Here is a 15,213-nt window from a genome sequence, read left to right as displayed (position 1 = left end):
GGACACTGATACCATGACCACGATTCAACACGAGCTGCAATCGGTACAGACTATCCACACCTGCAGCATCCTCGACAACATCACTGCCCAGACATTGCTGAGCGCCGACGACGAGGCTTACGGCATCGCCAAGCGCGGCGTATCGGCGTTTATCGCGGAGCTGCTCAAGCCACACAACCGTGACGAACCGGTAAAGAAACGCCTGGTCGACCGGATGATCGCCGAAATCGATACCAAGCTCAGCCAGCAAATGGATGAGATCCTGCACCATCCCGACTTCCAGGCGCTGGAAGCTTCCTGGCGGGGGTTGCAGTTGCTGGTCGACCGCACCAATTTTCGCGAGAACATCAAGATCGAGCTGTTGAATGTCTCACGCGAAGACCTGCTGGATGATTTCGAGGATTCCTCGGAAATCACTCAGTCCGGGCTTTACAAGCATGTTTACAGCGCTGAATACGGTCAGTTCGGTGGGCAGCCGGTGGGTGCGATCATTGCCAATTATTTTCTCTCGCCCAGTGCGCCCGATGTAAAGCTGATGCAATACGCCTCCAGCGTCGCCAGCATGGCTCACGCCCCCTTTATTGCTGCGGCGGGGCCGAGTTTCTTTGGCTTGGAAAGCTTCACCGGGCTGCCCGACCTGAAAGACCTGCGGGATCACTTCGAAGGGCCGCAGTTTGCCAAATGGCAAAGCTTTCGCCAGAGCGAAGACGCCCGTTACATTGGCCTTACCGTCCCGCGCTTTCTGTTGCGCACCCCGTATGACCCCCTTGAGTGCCCAGTCAAAACCTTTGCGTATCAGGAAAACGTGGTTAACAGCCACGAGCATTACCTGTGGGGCAATACCGCCTATGCCTTTGCCACGCGCCTGACAGACAGTTTCGCTCGCTTTCGCTGGTGCCCGAATATCATCGGGCCGCAAAGCGGCGGGGCCGTCGAGGACCTCCCACTGCATCACTTCCAGAGCATGGGCGAGATTGAAACCAAGATCCCTACCGAAGTGCTGGTATCGGATCGGCGCGAATACGAGCTGGCCCAAGAAGGGTTCATCGCCTTGACCATGCGCAAGGGCAGCGACAATGCAGCGTTCTTTTCCGCCAGCTCCGTGCAAAAGCCCAAATCCTTTGGCATCAGTGAAGAAGGCAGGGCGGCAGAACTGAATTACCGCTTGGGCACCCAATTGCCCTACATGATGGTGGTCAACCGCCTGGCCCATTACCTCAAGGTGCTGCAACGCGAACAGTTGGGCGCTTGGAAAGAGCGCACGGACCTTGAGCAGGAACTCAACAAGTGGGTTCGCCAATATGTGGCGGATCAGGAAAACCCCAGCGCCGAAGTGCGTGGACGGCGCCCACTGCGTGCCGCGCGCATCGTCGTCAGTGATGTCGAGGGCGAGCCAGGCTGGTACCGCGTCAACGTGACAGTGCGCCCGCATTTCAAGTACATGGGGGCAGACTTCACCTTGTCCCTGGTTGGCAAGCTCGATAAAGAATGAGCAGAGGCCAGGGCATGATTCAGCACAACAGCCTTTTCGAGCGTCTTGAATACGGTGCATCGACGCAAGGGTGTCCTGTGGCGTCCATCGCCGCACATCTGGGGAAAATGCTCAGCACACGTGCGGGCAGTGTCCAGACACTGGTTGATTATGGTTTGCCTGATCTCAACGACATGCGACTGAGCCTGCATGAATCATTGACTCAGTCGCGGCTGCATATCGAGCGTTTTATCCAGGCCTACGAACCGCGACTGGCGAATGTGCATGTCAGGCTGTTGCCCGATGTGCGTGGGTCCCTGGTCCTGGCATTTGCAATTGAAGCTGAGCGAGTTATCGACGGCGTCCTGCAACCGGTCGTGTTTCAGGCCCGTCTTGCGCAAGCCGGGCGGGTAGAGGTTTTCGTCCATGACGTTTAACCGCTACTTTCAAAGTGAACTCAGCGCGCTGCGCCAACAAGGGCGGCGTTTTTCCGAGCGCAATCCAGCTCTGGCGCCGTTTCTTGCTGAGGCCGGCCAGGACCCGGATGTCGAGCGTTTACTGGAGGGGGTTGCATTTCTGACCGCTCGCCTGCGACAAAAGCTGGATGACGAACTGCCGGAGCTGACGCATTCGTTGATGCACTTGTTATGGCCCCATTACATGCGGCCAACACCGGCCTTCAGCATCCTGCAATTCGACCCCTTGAAACGTGCCGGCCCCAGTGTTCGAGTGGCCCGGGACACCGCCGTGGAAAGCGCTCCCACCAAGGGTGAGCGTTGCCGGTTCCGCACATGCTATGCCACCGACATCATGCCCCTGCAACTCAGTGGCCTGGAATACCGCTGCCAGGGCGAGGGGGCCTGGCTGGAATTGCAACTGACCATGAGTACCCAAGGTAACTTCAGTGAGTTGGCATTTGATTCGCTGAGGCTGCACTTGGCTGGCGACCACTACATCAGTCAGGGCCTGTACCTCAGCCTGTTGCGCCATGTCGACAGTATCTGCCTGTCGCTGCTGGATCACGAGGGTGTACCGGTGAGGACGCGCGACGGGCAACCTGTGACGCTGCGCCTCAGTGCCGGCCAGGTTCAGCCAGTGGGGTTTTCCCCGGAGCAGGCGCTGATTCCTTATCCGCAGAACACCTTCGATGGTTATCGGCATCTGCAGGAGTACTTCGCTTTTCCCGAGAAATACCTGTTTGTCGACGTCGAAGGGCTGAACGTGGTGCACACGCTGCCTGACGAGCTGCTCCGGGAGGCGCATGGCATGGTGATGCGCTTCGAACTTCACACCCAGGGCCGTGATCCCCTGCGTCCAACCCTGGACAACGTGAAGCTGTATTGCACGCCCATCGTCAACCTGTTCAAACAGGATGCGATCCCCATTCGCCTGGACGGTAAACAGGATGAGTACCTGTTGGTACCTGGGGAATATACGCCGGGCAATGCCAGTGTGTTTTCCGTGGACCAGGTCACCGGGTGGCGCCCCGGCGGGTTGGGCTACCAGACCTATGTGCCGTTCGAGTCGTTTGAACATGACGGCGATCACGAGGCTATGGCGGCCCCCTCCAGTTACAGCATTCGCCAGCGTTCGTCGGTACAGCATGGCGGGCTTGATACCTGGATCGGATTCCCCAGCCGCCGCGAACAGGGCCAGGAAACCCTGTCGGTCGAACTGACCTGTACCAATTGCAACCTGCCGCGCCAACTTCGTGCAGGCGAAATCACCCTGCCCGGGGAACAGACCCCGGAGTCATTGGGGTTTTGCAACATCACCACGCCCACCGCGAGCTTTGCGCCGCCACTGGACCAGGATTTTTTGTGGAAGCTCATCAGCAATATGTCAGTCAACTATCTGTCGTTGACCGATATCAATGCCTTGAAAGTGATACTCCAAACCTACGACTTGCCGCGCTATCACGATCGACAGGCGCTGAAGGTCAGTCAGAAAAGGTTGAGCGCTTTGCGCTCCATTCGCCATGAGGCAGTGGACCGTCTGCACCGCGGTCTGCCTGTTCGAGGCTTGCAGGTCGAGCTGACGGTTGATTCCCAGGGCTTTGTCGGTCAGGGCGATCTGTTTGTATTCGCCTCTGTTCTCAATCAGTTCTTTGCGCTCTATGCAAGCCTCAATTCGTATCACGAGTTGCGGGTCATCAGCACACAAGGAGACGTGTACCTATGGCCATCCCGGATGGGGCAGCAACCGCTGTTTTGACTCAACTTTGCCGTGTGATTCGTGAGTACACGCTATTTCAGGCGATTGTGCAGGTCATCGAACGACTGCGCGAGGCTCATCCGCTGCTGGATGACGAGGCGCTGTATGACCAATTGGAGTTCCAGGCCAACCCCGGTTTTGGGTTTGCCGCGCACGATATCGACCGTGTGGAGTTTTTCAGCGAGCACGGGGCCTTGCGCGCTCGCTTGCGTCTCAACGTATTGGGGTTATTCGGTGCTGGCTCGCCGCTACCTGCGTTTTACGCCGAGCAAGCGTTTGCCGAGCGTTCGGGCGGCAACCCGACTCGAGATTTCCTTGATCTGTTCCATCATCGCCTGCAGCGCTTGATGTTGCCGATCTGGCGCAAATACCGTTATCGGGCGTGTTTCCGGGCAGGTGCTAACGACAGGTTTTCCGAGCAGATGTTTGCCTTGATGGGGCTGGGCGACAGCGCAATTCGCAGTGCTTCGCAGCTTGATTGCAAGCGCCTGCTGCCTTACCTGGGCCTGCTGAGTTTGCGAGTGCACTCGGCTGCGCTGATCGAGGCTGTCCTGCGTTACTACTTCAAGCACGACGCGTTGTTTATCGAGCAATGGGTGGAACGCACGGTCGAGGTCAGCCAGTTGCAATGCAATCATCTGGGGCGGGCCAACAGTGCCCTTGGTCAGGACCTTGTCCTGGGGCATCGCATCGCTGACCGCAGCGGTAAGTTCAGGGTGCATCTTCTGGCGCTGGGTTGGCAGCGTTTCCATGATTTTCTGCCTATCGCTGAGGCGTACCAGCGGCTGTGCGCGCTGGTGCGACTGACCCTGCGCGACCCTCTGGAATACGACCTGCGCCTGACGTTGGCGCCGGGCGAGGTCAGGCCGTTGCACATCGGCGAAAACACGCTTTGCCGCCTGGGCTGGACCACCTGGCTGGCGCATGAACAGGCCGACGGCGTGGTTACGCTTGCCAGCAATTTTCACAGGGGTTGATGATCATGATGAATGTGGACCTGCCAGGCGAATTGTCCGACCCACTGGTATACGCCAATGCGCTGGCCGCCTGCTTTACACGCCTGGCGTTGTACCGTGATGAACAGGCGCTGCCTGACGCGCTCGTCGCCGGTGTGGCACAACTGAGCCAGTGCGAACTCAGCCAGTTTTACCTGCTCAATGAAGTGACCGGTCGCCTTGAACTGATTGCCCAACATTTGTCCGAGGCGGCATCGATGGTCGTCGCGGTCGCAGATTCTGATCTGCACCATCCACCCCTGTTGAACCATACCTTGAGCCAAGGTGCTGTCCTGAGCCTGGAAGATGTGCAGAGCAGTTGCCATGACGTTAATTTCCTGCCCGTACCGGTGAAGCCCTGGCGGGCGCTGTTGAGCGTGCCGTTGCTCAATCGTGGTGAGCGGGTCGCCGGTGTGCTGCTGTGCGCTCGGCAACAGCCGGGCCAGTTGCAAGGCTACGCCACCTCCCTGGCGCAGTTGGGCAGCTTCGCCGTGAACCAGCTGCTGGTACTGCGCAGTATGCAGCCCAACGTTGATTCAAGGCTCAGGTGCAACAAGCCATTGGCCAGGGAGTACGGATTGATTGGCTCCAGTGCGGCGATGAAACAGACGTGCCATTTGATCAGTAAAGTCCTGCATACCCCGTATACCGTACTGCTGTGCGGCGAGACCGGTACCGGCAAGGAAGTGGTAGCTCGGGCCATTCATGCGGCCGGCCCGCGCCGGGAGAAAGCCTTCGTCGTGCAGAACTGCGCAGCGTTCCCTGAAGGGCTGCTTGAGAGCGAGCTCTTCGGTTATCGCAAAGGTGCGTTCACGGGGGCCGAGCGCAATCATGCGGGTCTGTTTGATGCCGCGCACGGCGGTACGTTGCTGCTGGATGAAATCGGCGACATGCCGCTGGCACTGCAAGCCAAATTGCTGCGGGCCTTGCAGGAGGGCGAGGTCCGGCCGCTGGGTGCCAGCGCGGCGCATAAGGTCGACGTGCGGATCATTGCGGCCACTCATCGCGACCTCGCTGCGATGGTCGCCGAGGGGCGCTTTCGCGAAGACCTCTATTACCGGCTCGTGCAGTTTCCGATCACGTTACCGGCCCTGCGCGAGCGAGACGGCGACCTGCTGCAACTGGCGCGCTATTTCACTGACGAGGCGTGCGCGGCGCTGGAGAGGTCACCCGTGGGTTGGTCCACCCTGGCCCTTGATCAACTGTCCGGCCACGCCTTTCCCGGCAACGTACGCGAGCTTAAATGCATGGTTGAGCGTGCCGTGTTGTTGTGTGACGCCGGCGTGATCTTGCCGGAGCACCTGGCGCTGCCACCGACTGCGGCGCCGGCCGCGAGCGACGATGTGACGCTGCGCCAGCGCATGGAACGAGTAGAGCGAGTGTTCCTGCTCGATTGCTTGCACAAGAACCATGGCAATCGCACCCGTACCGCAAGGGAGCTAGGGGTTGCCCGACGCACGCTGCTTTACCGTCTTGCACGCTTGAATATCCCCGTCGGCGATGCCAGGGGGAAATGCTAGTGGTGCACTTGATTTTTACTGTGGGAGAAACCTGATGCCTGACCGTCCATGGCACGCCGTGTTGCTTGTGTTGTGTTTGCTGGGTGGCTGTAACGCCAACTACGTGTTCGATGATGCCGAGTACCGTCCTCTGGGTGACCCACAGGCAATTATTCGTGGCCGATGAATAGAGGGATCATGACGATGCAGCTTGTGTTTGAGGTCTGTACGGTCGACAGCGCCAGCGCCGAACCCTCGGCCCACAAAGTATTTGACGCAGTGGGCGGCGTGATTGGCCGCGGCCCCGGATGTGACTGGGTGATACCCGACCCCAGCCGCGTGCTCTCCAGTCACCATGGATTAGTCGGTTACCGTGAGGGACGCTATTTCCTGACTGATATCAGCCGCAACGGTATTGGCGTGGCAGGCAGTGCTGAACGCCTGCGCAAGGGGCAGGCGCGATTGATCAATGATGGCGATGTATTCGAACTTGGGGCGTTGGTGCTACGTGCGCGTTTGTTGCAACCCGCACGACCTTGCGGCGAGCTGCGTGCCAGTGTGGCAGTACCGATTCCCGATGATGCCTTCCTGTCCCTGGACCCTCTGCACGCGCTGGACCTGGAGCACCAGCAGCAGGCCATCTCGGATGACCTGGCAGCATTGAGCGAGGCCGTTGATGAGCAAGGGGTGTGGGCCGAACGCCACGGGACCGATAGGGAGCATGTGACATTCCCGCGCCGGGCAGAACCCGGGGTAGAGGTTGCTGCGGTGCACGTTAGTGCAATGGCACCCTCGACTGATGAAGTGTTCTGGTCAAAGTTCGCGGCGGCCTTGGGCGTGGGGCTCGACGCACTCGACCCAGCGGCCAGGGAGGTGCTGGCGATCAAGGTCGCGGGCTTGTTTCGCTTGACGATCCAGGGGCTGCAACAAGCCCTGCGCACGCGTGAAGAGTTGCATCACGAATGGGGGAGGTCGTCGTTCGACAGTCAGGGCGCAGCCCGGAACCCTTTGAAAATGTTCAGCGACACCAACGCGGCGTTATCCGCACTGCTGGATACAGGGGCTTTGGGCCAAATGCCCGCCTCGCGGGCCATTGGTCTGGCTCATCGGGAGCTGCAGGTACATCAGGTCGCGCTGCAGGCTGCCTGTCGCAGCACCGTGAACAAGGTGTACACGGCCTTCGAGCCGAACCATTTGGCCTGGTGCTTTGAATCTCAGGGCAAGCCGCCACGATTTTTCACCGATGGCGCGCGTTGGCGTGCTTACCAGCGTCACTACCAGCGTTTGGTGGCGCAAGGGCCGTTGAACGATCGCCCGTTGAACGGCGATTTCGCCACGGCCTATGAAGAACAGGTGCGCCTGATCTCCTCCCTGCACATTGATTTTTCAGGATGATATTCATGTATCGAGCTACCCGTGCTTTGGTGTTGCTTTTGTTTGGTTTCTTGGCGGGTTGCAGCGCCGTATCGCCTTTTTCCACGCTGACCAAGCTGGACGTTGTGTTGACCGCCAACGAGCACGTCAACCCTGACCTGCACGGTCGCCCCTCTCCCGTGGTGGTGCAGTTGATCGAACTGCGCCATGGCGTAGCCTTCGAACATGCCGACTTCTTCAGCCTGTATGACAAGGCGCAGCAATTGCTGGCAAAGGACTGGGTAAGCAGTGAAGAAGTCGAGCTGCGTCCAGGTGACCACCTGGCGCTCAAACTCCGTATCGGTCCCGACAGTCGTTTTGTAGGGGTGTTGGCGGCTTACCGAGACTTGCCGCACGTTCAATGGCGGCAGTTGATCCCCGTGACTATGCACCAGCGCAACCGTGCCGATCTGGTGCTGGACCAGGACGGTATACGCGTCGTCGACTCGCTCGCCGGGATGGAGGTGCGCTGAGATGCCTGTTCATAAAGTGATCTGGCAAGAAGGCATGTTGCTGCGGCCACAGCACTTGCAGCACAACGACCGCTATTACCAGCAGCAACTCAACCAGACGCGCCTGTTGGGCAGTGATGCCTGGGGCTTCCTTACGCTGGAATTGAATGAGCAATACCTAAAGCTGGGCAAGCTGGTGGTCAACCAGGCGAGTGGCGTCTTGCCGGACGGTAGCTTGTTTGATTTGAGTGCCGCTATGGAACCGCTGGTGTTGCAGGTGCCAACTGATGCGGGCAGGCAGGGCATTTACCTGGCACTGCCCCTGGCCAGCGGCAATCACCTTGAGGTCCGCCAGCCTGAACAGAGCGATGTTCTGGCGCGTTACCTGCGATGCGAAGTGGAAGTGGGAGACTCCAACCTGGGTGTAGATGCGCGTTGCCGAATCAGCTGCGCACGGCCCGACTTACGCCTTGTATTGGGCGAGCAGGCGGGTGATCAGAGCTTCGTCAAACTCAAGGTTGCCCAGGTACTGGAGGTCAGCGGTGAAGGGGGCGTGAGCCTGGATACCGCGTTCATCCCGACCTTCATTTTCGTGCAGGAGCATGGCTACTTGGCGTCGTGCCTTAACGAAGTCGTCGGTCTGCTTGCCAGCCGCGGCGATGCCATCGCGGCGCGCATTCGTGGCGAGAGCACGGCTGCAAGCACACAACTCGGTGATTTCCTGATGCTGCAGGTGATCAATCGTACCGAACTTGCGCTGCGGCACTGCCTGAGCCAGGCCCAGGTTCGACCCGAAGCGCTGTTCCGCCTGTTGGTGTCGATGCTCGGCGAGCTATCAACGTTCGCCTGTGACAGTAAACGCGCGCAGCTGGACGTGCATTATCGACACAGCGACCAGGGCGCCAGTTTTCGTGGGTTGATGGAGCGCCTACGCGCCGTCCTGTCGGTGGTGCTTGAGCAACATGCGATCGAATTGACATTGCAACCACGCCAGTACGGCGTTCTGGTCTGCCCGGTCAACGAGTTGAAATTGCTCGGCACGGCCACGTTCATCCTGGCAGCCACCGCGCAGTGTGAGGCAGAGGAACTGCGCCAGCGCCTGCCGGCACACCTGAAAGTCGGGCCGGTAGAGCGCATACGTGAGTTGGTCAACCTGCACCTGGCCGGTATCAAGGTCAAGCCGCTGCCAGTGGCGCCGCGGCAGATTCCGTTTCATGCCGGCAAGACCTACTTCATCCTCGATATGAGTGCCCCCGAGATCGCGCAATTGCAGCAGTCGGGCGGTTTCGCGTTCCACGTAGGCGGTGACTTCGCCGGGCTTGAACTCAACTTTTGGGCCATCAGGAATTGAATGCCATGGACAGTGAGTACACACAGGATGAAAGAACCGTCCTGCTCGACCGCGAGGGTCATGGGCCTGCACAGGGGGCATTGACGGACTTCCCATCGCCGCCACGCTATGAGCAGCTGGAAGATCGCATGATCTATGCCGGCCGTATGCTCGATGCGTCGAGCTTCAAGGCTGGGCTCAACCCGCTGGTGGCTGCGGCTTGGGCGGTGTTGTCCGAGATCGTGGCGCTCAGGGTCTGCTCTGGTCGCGAAGACCTGGGCACGCTCAACGACCGATTGTCATTGACGGTGACTCAATTCGAAACCCGCGCCTTGCAGGGCGGTGTTGAAAGCAGCCAAGTCATGTCGGCGCGTTATGTGTTGTGCAGTGTGATCGATGAGGCGGTTGTTACTACGGCGTGGGGGGCACAGAGTGAATGGTCGAAGGTTAGCCTGTTGAGCCGCTTTCATAACGAAACCTTCGGGGGCGAAAAAGTTTTCCAACTGCTGGAGCGTCTATCACGCGACCCGGTGAAGAACCTGCCGATGCTGGAGCTGCTTTACCTGTGCCTATCCCTGGGGTTCGAGGGCAAATACCGAGTGATGGAGCGCGGCATGTCGCAACTGGAGGGTGTTCGCGATGCCTTGTATCGCCAGATCCGGCACGTACGCGGGGAGCCGTCGCCGGCGCCACCCGTACCCGCGATGCACGGGGCGAGCCGGCGTACGGGGTTGTGCGTTGTTCCCGTTACCTGGTTGGTCATCTTCACCCTGGTTTGCTTGCTGGCAATGTACACAGGATTTGCCTGGGTGCTGAGCACGGAGCGCGCGAACGCGCTGCAACCGCTTCAATTTTCGGCGTCGGATTTGATCCGCACGTCCTTGTAAACGCAGGGAGCAAAGAATGAGCGCATTCTTCAAGGGTGTGGGCGCCGTGCTGGGCCGGATTTGGGTTTGGAGCCTGTTGCTGGCGCTTTCGTGTGCGGCAGTGGTGTGGTTTTGGGGGCCGCTGCTGGCGGTGAATGATCAGCCTGTTTGGCAGGGCGCGACGGCTCGCCTGGTCACCATCAGTGTCGTGTTTCTGCTTTGGGGGTTGGTGATGGTCCTTGCCGGCGGTGGTCGTGCCGCCCGGCGTCCACGGTCTGAGCGCCAGCCCCGCCAGCAGCCGTCGACACGTGTGGAGAACGAATACCGCTGCGTACGCACTCGGTTCAAGGATGCGGTTCACCTGCTGAAAACCTCCAGCGGTTATGGAGAGCGCAGCGCGCGTTGGCGCCATGAGTTGCCCTGGTACCTGTTGATGGGTGAGCCGGGCAGTGGCAAGACGCAGCTGCTGGCGGCAGCCGGCTTGCAGTTATCGCCTGAACACGCTGACAGGCGACCGACGAGCAGCAGTGCTCATTGCGAGTGGTACTTCGCCGACGAAGGCGTACTCGTCGACACCCCGGGGCGCTATCTGACCCAACCTGACAGTGCAGTGGATGCCGCAGGCTGGGCCACCCTGCTGAATCTCCTCAGGTGGCGCCGCCGGGTGCGCCCGCTCAACGGCGTGGTGGTGGCGCTGTCGGTAGACACGTTGCTCAACACCAGCGAGTACGACCTGGATCACCATGCCCGTCGTGTGCACGCGCGCTTGCAGGAGATCCGGCAAACGCTACATGTGGATGTGCCGATCTATCTGGTGTTGACCCAGGCCGATCGATTGCCGGGATTCGCTGAGTTCTTTGATTCACCCCATGGGGAAAGTGCCGACAGTCTGCTGGGGCAGCCACTGGACGTCGGCAGCGGCATGGCTGAAATTACTCAGGTGCACGAGGCCGTCGAGGGATTGTTGCAGCGTTTGAACGGTGAGCTGATTGCGCGACTGCACCAGGAGGGCAACGTTGAACGTCGTGGTCAGATCCTGGAGTTTCCCCAACAGGCGGCACGCGTCGGTGAGCGTGTAAGCCTGTTCGCTGAAATGGCCTTTTCTGCTCATCGCTACCAACCCATCAATGGTTTGCGAGGGTTCTTCCTGACCTGTGCCGATGACAGGCATGCACGTTTTGTGAGGGGGCTGTTCAGCCAGGTGATCTTTGCCGAAGCCGGTCTTGCCAGCCTGCAAGCCCAGGAGCAGCAGCGCATCCGTCAGCGCCAGGGCCTGCAAGCGATGACAGTCGCGCTGATTCTTGGCGGTGTCGGTGGCCTGTGGATGTACAGCTACAGCGTCAACCAGCTACGCCTGGTCCAACTGGCGGCATTGGTCGCCCAGACGATGCCGGCCACAGGGGCTCAAAACGATGAAAGCCCGGCGTTGTTGGGGCTGTTGGATGCGCGGTTGGCGGCGACCCGGGTGTTTCCGGCGGCGCAGGATGTGCGCTTGGTCGAGCGCCTCGGCCTGTATCAGGGCGAGGTGAGTCGTGCCTGGGTAGACCAGGCTTATGAGCAGGCGCTGCAACAGCAGCTGCTGGTCTGGATAACCGCGCAGCTTGAAGAACAGATAGACGCAAGCCTGGGGGACCGCGAACGGTTATTGGATAACCTGCGTGCGTATTTGATGCTCAATCTGCGCGAGCGCCGTGACGCCACCTGGCTGGCACAGCATGTGACAGGCCTTTGGTCAGTGCGTTTTGCCGGGGATATGCCCACGCAGAAGCGTCTGGGAGAGCACTTGGCACGGCTGCTTGAACGGCCGTTTGTCACACCGCTCAACGATGAACGAGTGGCCCAGGCCCGCGAAGTGCTGAGAGGGGAATCTTTGGCCGATGGCGTGTATCGAGTATTGCGCGAACAAGCGCGCAACCTGGAACCGTTGCGCCTGGCCGAGGGTAAGGTATTTGCCACGATCGACCCGCCTGTTCCCGGTTTCTATACAAAAAGATATGTGCAGTACTTTGAGGCGCAGGGCCCGAGGCTGGTCAATGCCATCGCTCAGGATAATTGGGTGCTGGGGCAGGGCACCGACCTGGGGCCACAGGATCTGCGGCGGTTGATGGCAGAACTGCAGCAACGCTACTTCAGTGAGTATGCCGATGCCTGGAGCGACGTACTCGGACGAGTCAGGCTGCAACAGACCGACAGCCTGCGCCAGGATGCCGACCAGCTCATGAGCCTGACCTCGGCACAGTCCCCGTTGATTCGGCTATTGCAGCAGTTGCGGGAAAACACTCGTTTGCTGCCAGGCCATGTGCTGCTGGATAAGGTGTCCCAGCATTCGGGAGAGCTGGCAGGGCTGGCCAAGGCGACGTTGACGGATGGGCAGTCGGTTTTTGACGATGCGCCACGGCGGGCATTGCAGCAGCGGTTTGAACCCTTGCATCAGTTGCTCGATGAGCAGCACAACCCCGGCGCAGAGCTGGCCCAGGCGTTGCGTTTGCTCGGTGAGCTGCACCTGCAACTCACGGCATTGAACCGTGACAGTGCGCCAGAACAGGCGGCCTTCCTGCGGGCTCGACAGCGTATGGAGGGGCAGCAGGATGTACTGGGCAATTTGCGTGATGCTGCTGCGCGTCTGCCGCTGCCGCTTGCCGGTTGGTTCGAGGGCGTGGCCGACGACAGTTGGCGGCATTTGCTGGAGCAGGCGTATGTGCATGTCAATCAACGGTATCAAAGCGACGTACATAGCCTTTATGCCAAGGCCCTTCGCCGACGTTATCCATTCAATGCCCATGCAAGCAGTGATGTTGCGCTGCATGATTTTCAGGAGTTCTTCAAGCCGCAGGGGGTAATGGCACGTTTTTATGAGGGATATCTTCGGCCTTTCATCAGCGCCGATGGCAGCCGCTACAGGTTGCGTGGGTTGGATGGCCAGAGTTTGCCGGTTTCGCGCTCGCTGCTGGACCAACTGACGAAAACCCAGGTAATCCGCCGCGGCTTTTTCAGCGAGGACTCGGGGGAGTTATCTGTGCGATTTACCTTGGCGCCCTACAGCCTGGACCAATCGGTCAGCCGAGCCGTACTGCGGTTTGGCGACCAGCAGTTGGAATATCGGCACGGCCCGATCACGCCCATGCCGTTTCATTGGCCCACCGAGGCAGAGAATGGGCGCAGCAGCCTTGTGCTGGACAGAGGTACGGAGCAGCGCCCGTTGGGGATCGAGAAAAACGCAGGGGCCTGGTCGCTGTTCCGGTTTTTCGATCTGCTGCAGAAAGAACCCGCAAGTGGTGCAAATATGCAGATTTTCAAGGCAGACCTCGCCGGTCTGCGCGCCAATTACCTGCTGACCAGCCAGCGCACGCCAGGGCCGTTTGATATGGACACATGGCGCACCTTTCGATTGCCGGAGCAACTGTGAGCCAGGCCGGCGCCCATTGGCGCAGTGCCGGGCGCACCCAGCGAGGGCAGGCGCGACTGCGTAATGAAGATGCGTTTCTGGACAACCCGCATGGCGGTTGCTGGGCTGTGGCGGACGGAATGGGCGGCTATCGGCACGGTGATGTCGCCAGTCGTTGGGTGGTCAGCCACCTGGCTTCAGTGCCGGCTCATGGCAACCTCCATCAACGGATCAATGCCGTTCGGGAAAGTTTGCAAGGCGTTAACCAGCGATTGCGGCGCGCGTGGACAGAGCCCGACACAAATGATGGCGCGACGATGGGCAGTACCGTGGTTGCCTTGCTGTTGGAGAACGGGCGGGCGGCCTGTGTCTGGGCTGGAGACAGTCGCTGCTATCTATGGCGGGGCCAGAACTTGTACCAGTTGTCCAAGGATCACTCGCTGCTGCGGCGCCTCATGGACGAGCGTCATATCAGCGTGGCGCAAGCCCAGGCGCACCCCGATGCCAGGGCCTTGACCCGCGCCGTTGGTGCGCGCTCGCGTTTGGACCTTGAGGTATTGGAGCTCAGTACTCGCCCTGGGGATGTATTCCTGCTGTGCAGCGATGGCCTGTATCAGACCCTCAGCCATGTCGAGGTGGGACGGGCGTTGAGCAGGAGAACGCCCCGGCAGGCGGTGGAACAATTATTCGCCGGGGCGTTGCGCAGGCCGGTGCGAGATGACCTGACCGCAGTTGTGGTGCAACCTTGAACCTGGCGGTCGCACCATCCCGTCTGCTGGCAGGGCGTTATCACCTTGAGCACGTCCTGGGCAGCGGCGGCATGGGTGTGGTGTACCGCGCGCGCGATCTGTTGCATGAGCAATTGGGCCAGCCTTGCTCCAGGGTGGCACTTAAGCTGCTGGGCGAGTCCATTTCCCAGTGCCCCGACGCGCATGTGCTGTTGTACGGCGAGTTTGCGTTGGCTCGCAGCCTGCGACATGACCGTGTGGTACGGGTGTTTTCCTTTGAGGTCGACACCCACAGCAAAATTGCGTTTTTCACCATGGAGCTGCTGCAAGGGGTGACCCTCGACCGGCTGCTGCTGGAGTGCCCCTATGGTTTGCCCTGGCAGGAACTGCAACCCATCGCGCTGCAGTTGCTGGATGCTTTGGCCTACATCCACCAGAAGAACGTCCTGCATGGCGATGTGAAACCCGCCAACGTCATGGTGGGAGAGGAGGGCGTATGTTTGTTCGATTTTGGCCTGGGGCATGCTCAGACGCAGGAGGCGATGGGTTTGCCAAGTGTCAGCCGTACTCGTTTCAATGCCTGGACACCCGCCTACGCGGCCCCGGAGTTACTGGACGGCGGTGCGCTGAGCGGCGCTGCGGACGTATACGGCATGGCTTGCATTGTGTATGAGCTGGCTAGTGGCCAGCGCATCGGCGCACGCTCTTTCACTGACCGGCTGGCCCGGCCCGCGCAATTACCCAGGCACTGCTGGCCGGCATTACATTCGGCGTTGGCGATAGATCCGCAGCGTCGAACCGTAACAGTCGCCGAATTGCGCCAAGTGATGGCCTGTAGCCGGCCACGCTGGTACTTGTAG

The 15,213-nt window shown here is 60.0% G+C and carries 13 protein-coding genes; all 13 read left to right on the top strand.

The features are described from left to right. Positions 1 to 13 precede the first annotated feature (13 nt). The 13 genes from tssC to JH25_RS24620 are packed head-to-tail and all read left to right on the top strand — an operon-like array spanning position 14 to position 15,213. The gene (tssC, locus tag JH25_RS24565) at positions 14 to 1,492 is read left to right on the top strand and encodes a type VI secretion system contractile sheath large subunit (protein ID WP_005788785.1); all 1,479 of its coding nucleotides are present in this window, start codon (positions 14 to 16) and stop codon (positions 1,490 to 1,492) included. A gap of 14 nt (positions 1,493 to 1,506) precedes the next feature. Beyond that, positions 1,507 to 1,908, top strand: coding sequence for a type VI secretion system baseplate subunit TssE (gene tssE, locus JH25_RS24570; protein WP_032876037.1), 402 nt, complete (start codon positions 1,507 to 1,509; stop codon positions 1,906 to 1,908). Further along, complete coding sequence (gene tssF / locus JH25_RS24575) at positions 1,898 to 3,685, top strand: type VI secretion system baseplate subunit TssF (protein WP_032876034.1); 1,788 nt, start codon at positions 1,898 to 1,900, stop codon at positions 3,683 to 3,685. The genes tssE and tssF overlap by 11 nt, the downstream gene beginning before the upstream one ends. Then, on the top strand, positions 3,649 to 4,662 hold the full coding sequence (gene tssG, locus JH25_RS24580) for a type VI secretion system baseplate subunit TssG (protein WP_032876032.1): 1,014 nt from the start codon (positions 3,649 to 3,651) through the stop codon (positions 4,660 to 4,662). Before tssF ends, tssG begins: the two co-directional genes overlap by 37 nt. Positions 4,663 to 4,670: 8 nt before the next feature. After that, positions 4,671 to 6,200, top strand: coding sequence for a sigma-54 interaction domain-containing protein (locus tag JH25_RS24585; protein WP_032880979.1), 1,530 nt, complete (start codon positions 4,671 to 4,673; stop codon positions 6,198 to 6,200). A 34-nt stretch (positions 6,201 to 6,234) separates the two neighbouring features. Continuing rightward, positions 6,235 to 6,366, top strand: coding sequence for a type VI secretion protein (locus JH25_RS27760; protein ID WP_078821533.1), 132 nt, complete (start codon positions 6,235 to 6,237; stop codon positions 6,364 to 6,366). 11 nt (positions 6,367 to 6,377) lie between these two features. Then, a complete protein-coding gene (gene tagH, locus JH25_RS24590; RefSeq protein WP_032876030.1) occupies positions 6,378 to 7,574 on the top strand; it encodes a type VI secretion system-associated FHA domain protein TagH in 1,197 nt (398 codons plus the stop codon). Positions 7,575 to 7,579: 5 nt separating this feature from the next. Then, positions 7,580 to 8,065 (top strand): type VI secretion system lipoprotein TssJ, encoded by a 486-nt coding sequence (gene tssJ / locus JH25_RS24595; protein WP_032876027.1) that lies wholly within the window; start codon positions 7,580 to 7,582, stop codon positions 8,063 to 8,065. Position 8,066: 1 nt separating this feature from the next. After that, on the top strand, positions 8,067 to 9,395 hold the full coding sequence (gene tssK, locus JH25_RS24600) for a type VI secretion system baseplate subunit TssK (protein WP_032876024.1): 1,329 nt from the start codon (positions 8,067 to 8,069) through the stop codon (positions 9,393 to 9,395). Positions 9,396 to 9,400: 5 nt separating this feature from the next. Further along, on the top strand, positions 9,401 to 10,261 hold the full coding sequence (icmH, locus tag JH25_RS24605) for a type IVB secretion system protein IcmH/DotU (RefSeq protein ID WP_032876021.1): 861 nt from the start codon (positions 9,401 to 9,403) through the stop codon (positions 10,259 to 10,261). 16 nt (positions 10,262 to 10,277) lie between these two features. After that, positions 10,278 to 13,646, top strand: coding sequence for a type VI secretion system membrane subunit TssM (gene tssM, locus JH25_RS24610; RefSeq protein WP_032876018.1), 3,369 nt, complete (start codon positions 10,278 to 10,280; stop codon positions 13,644 to 13,646). Next, positions 13,643 to 14,374, top strand: coding sequence for a PP2C family protein-serine/threonine phosphatase (locus JH25_RS24615; protein WP_032876015.1), 732 nt, complete (start codon positions 13,643 to 13,645; stop codon positions 14,372 to 14,374). Before tssM ends, JH25_RS24615 begins: the two co-directional genes overlap by 4 nt. Continuing rightward, the gene (locus JH25_RS24620; RefSeq protein ID WP_032876012.1) at positions 14,371 to 15,213 is read left to right on the top strand and encodes a serine/threonine-protein kinase; all 843 of its coding nucleotides are present in this window, start codon (positions 14,371 to 14,373) and stop codon (positions 15,211 to 15,213) included. Before JH25_RS24615 ends, JH25_RS24620 begins: the two co-directional genes overlap by 4 nt.

Source organism: Pseudomonas sp. BRG-100, from assembly GCF_000737955.1.
GTDB lineage: Bacteria > Pseudomonadota > Gammaproteobacteria > Pseudomonadales > Pseudomonadaceae > Aquipseudomonas > Aquipseudomonas synxantha_A.
The sequence above is the reverse complement of the archived record's forward strand: the minus strand, read 5'-3'. Positions and strand labels throughout refer to the sequence as shown.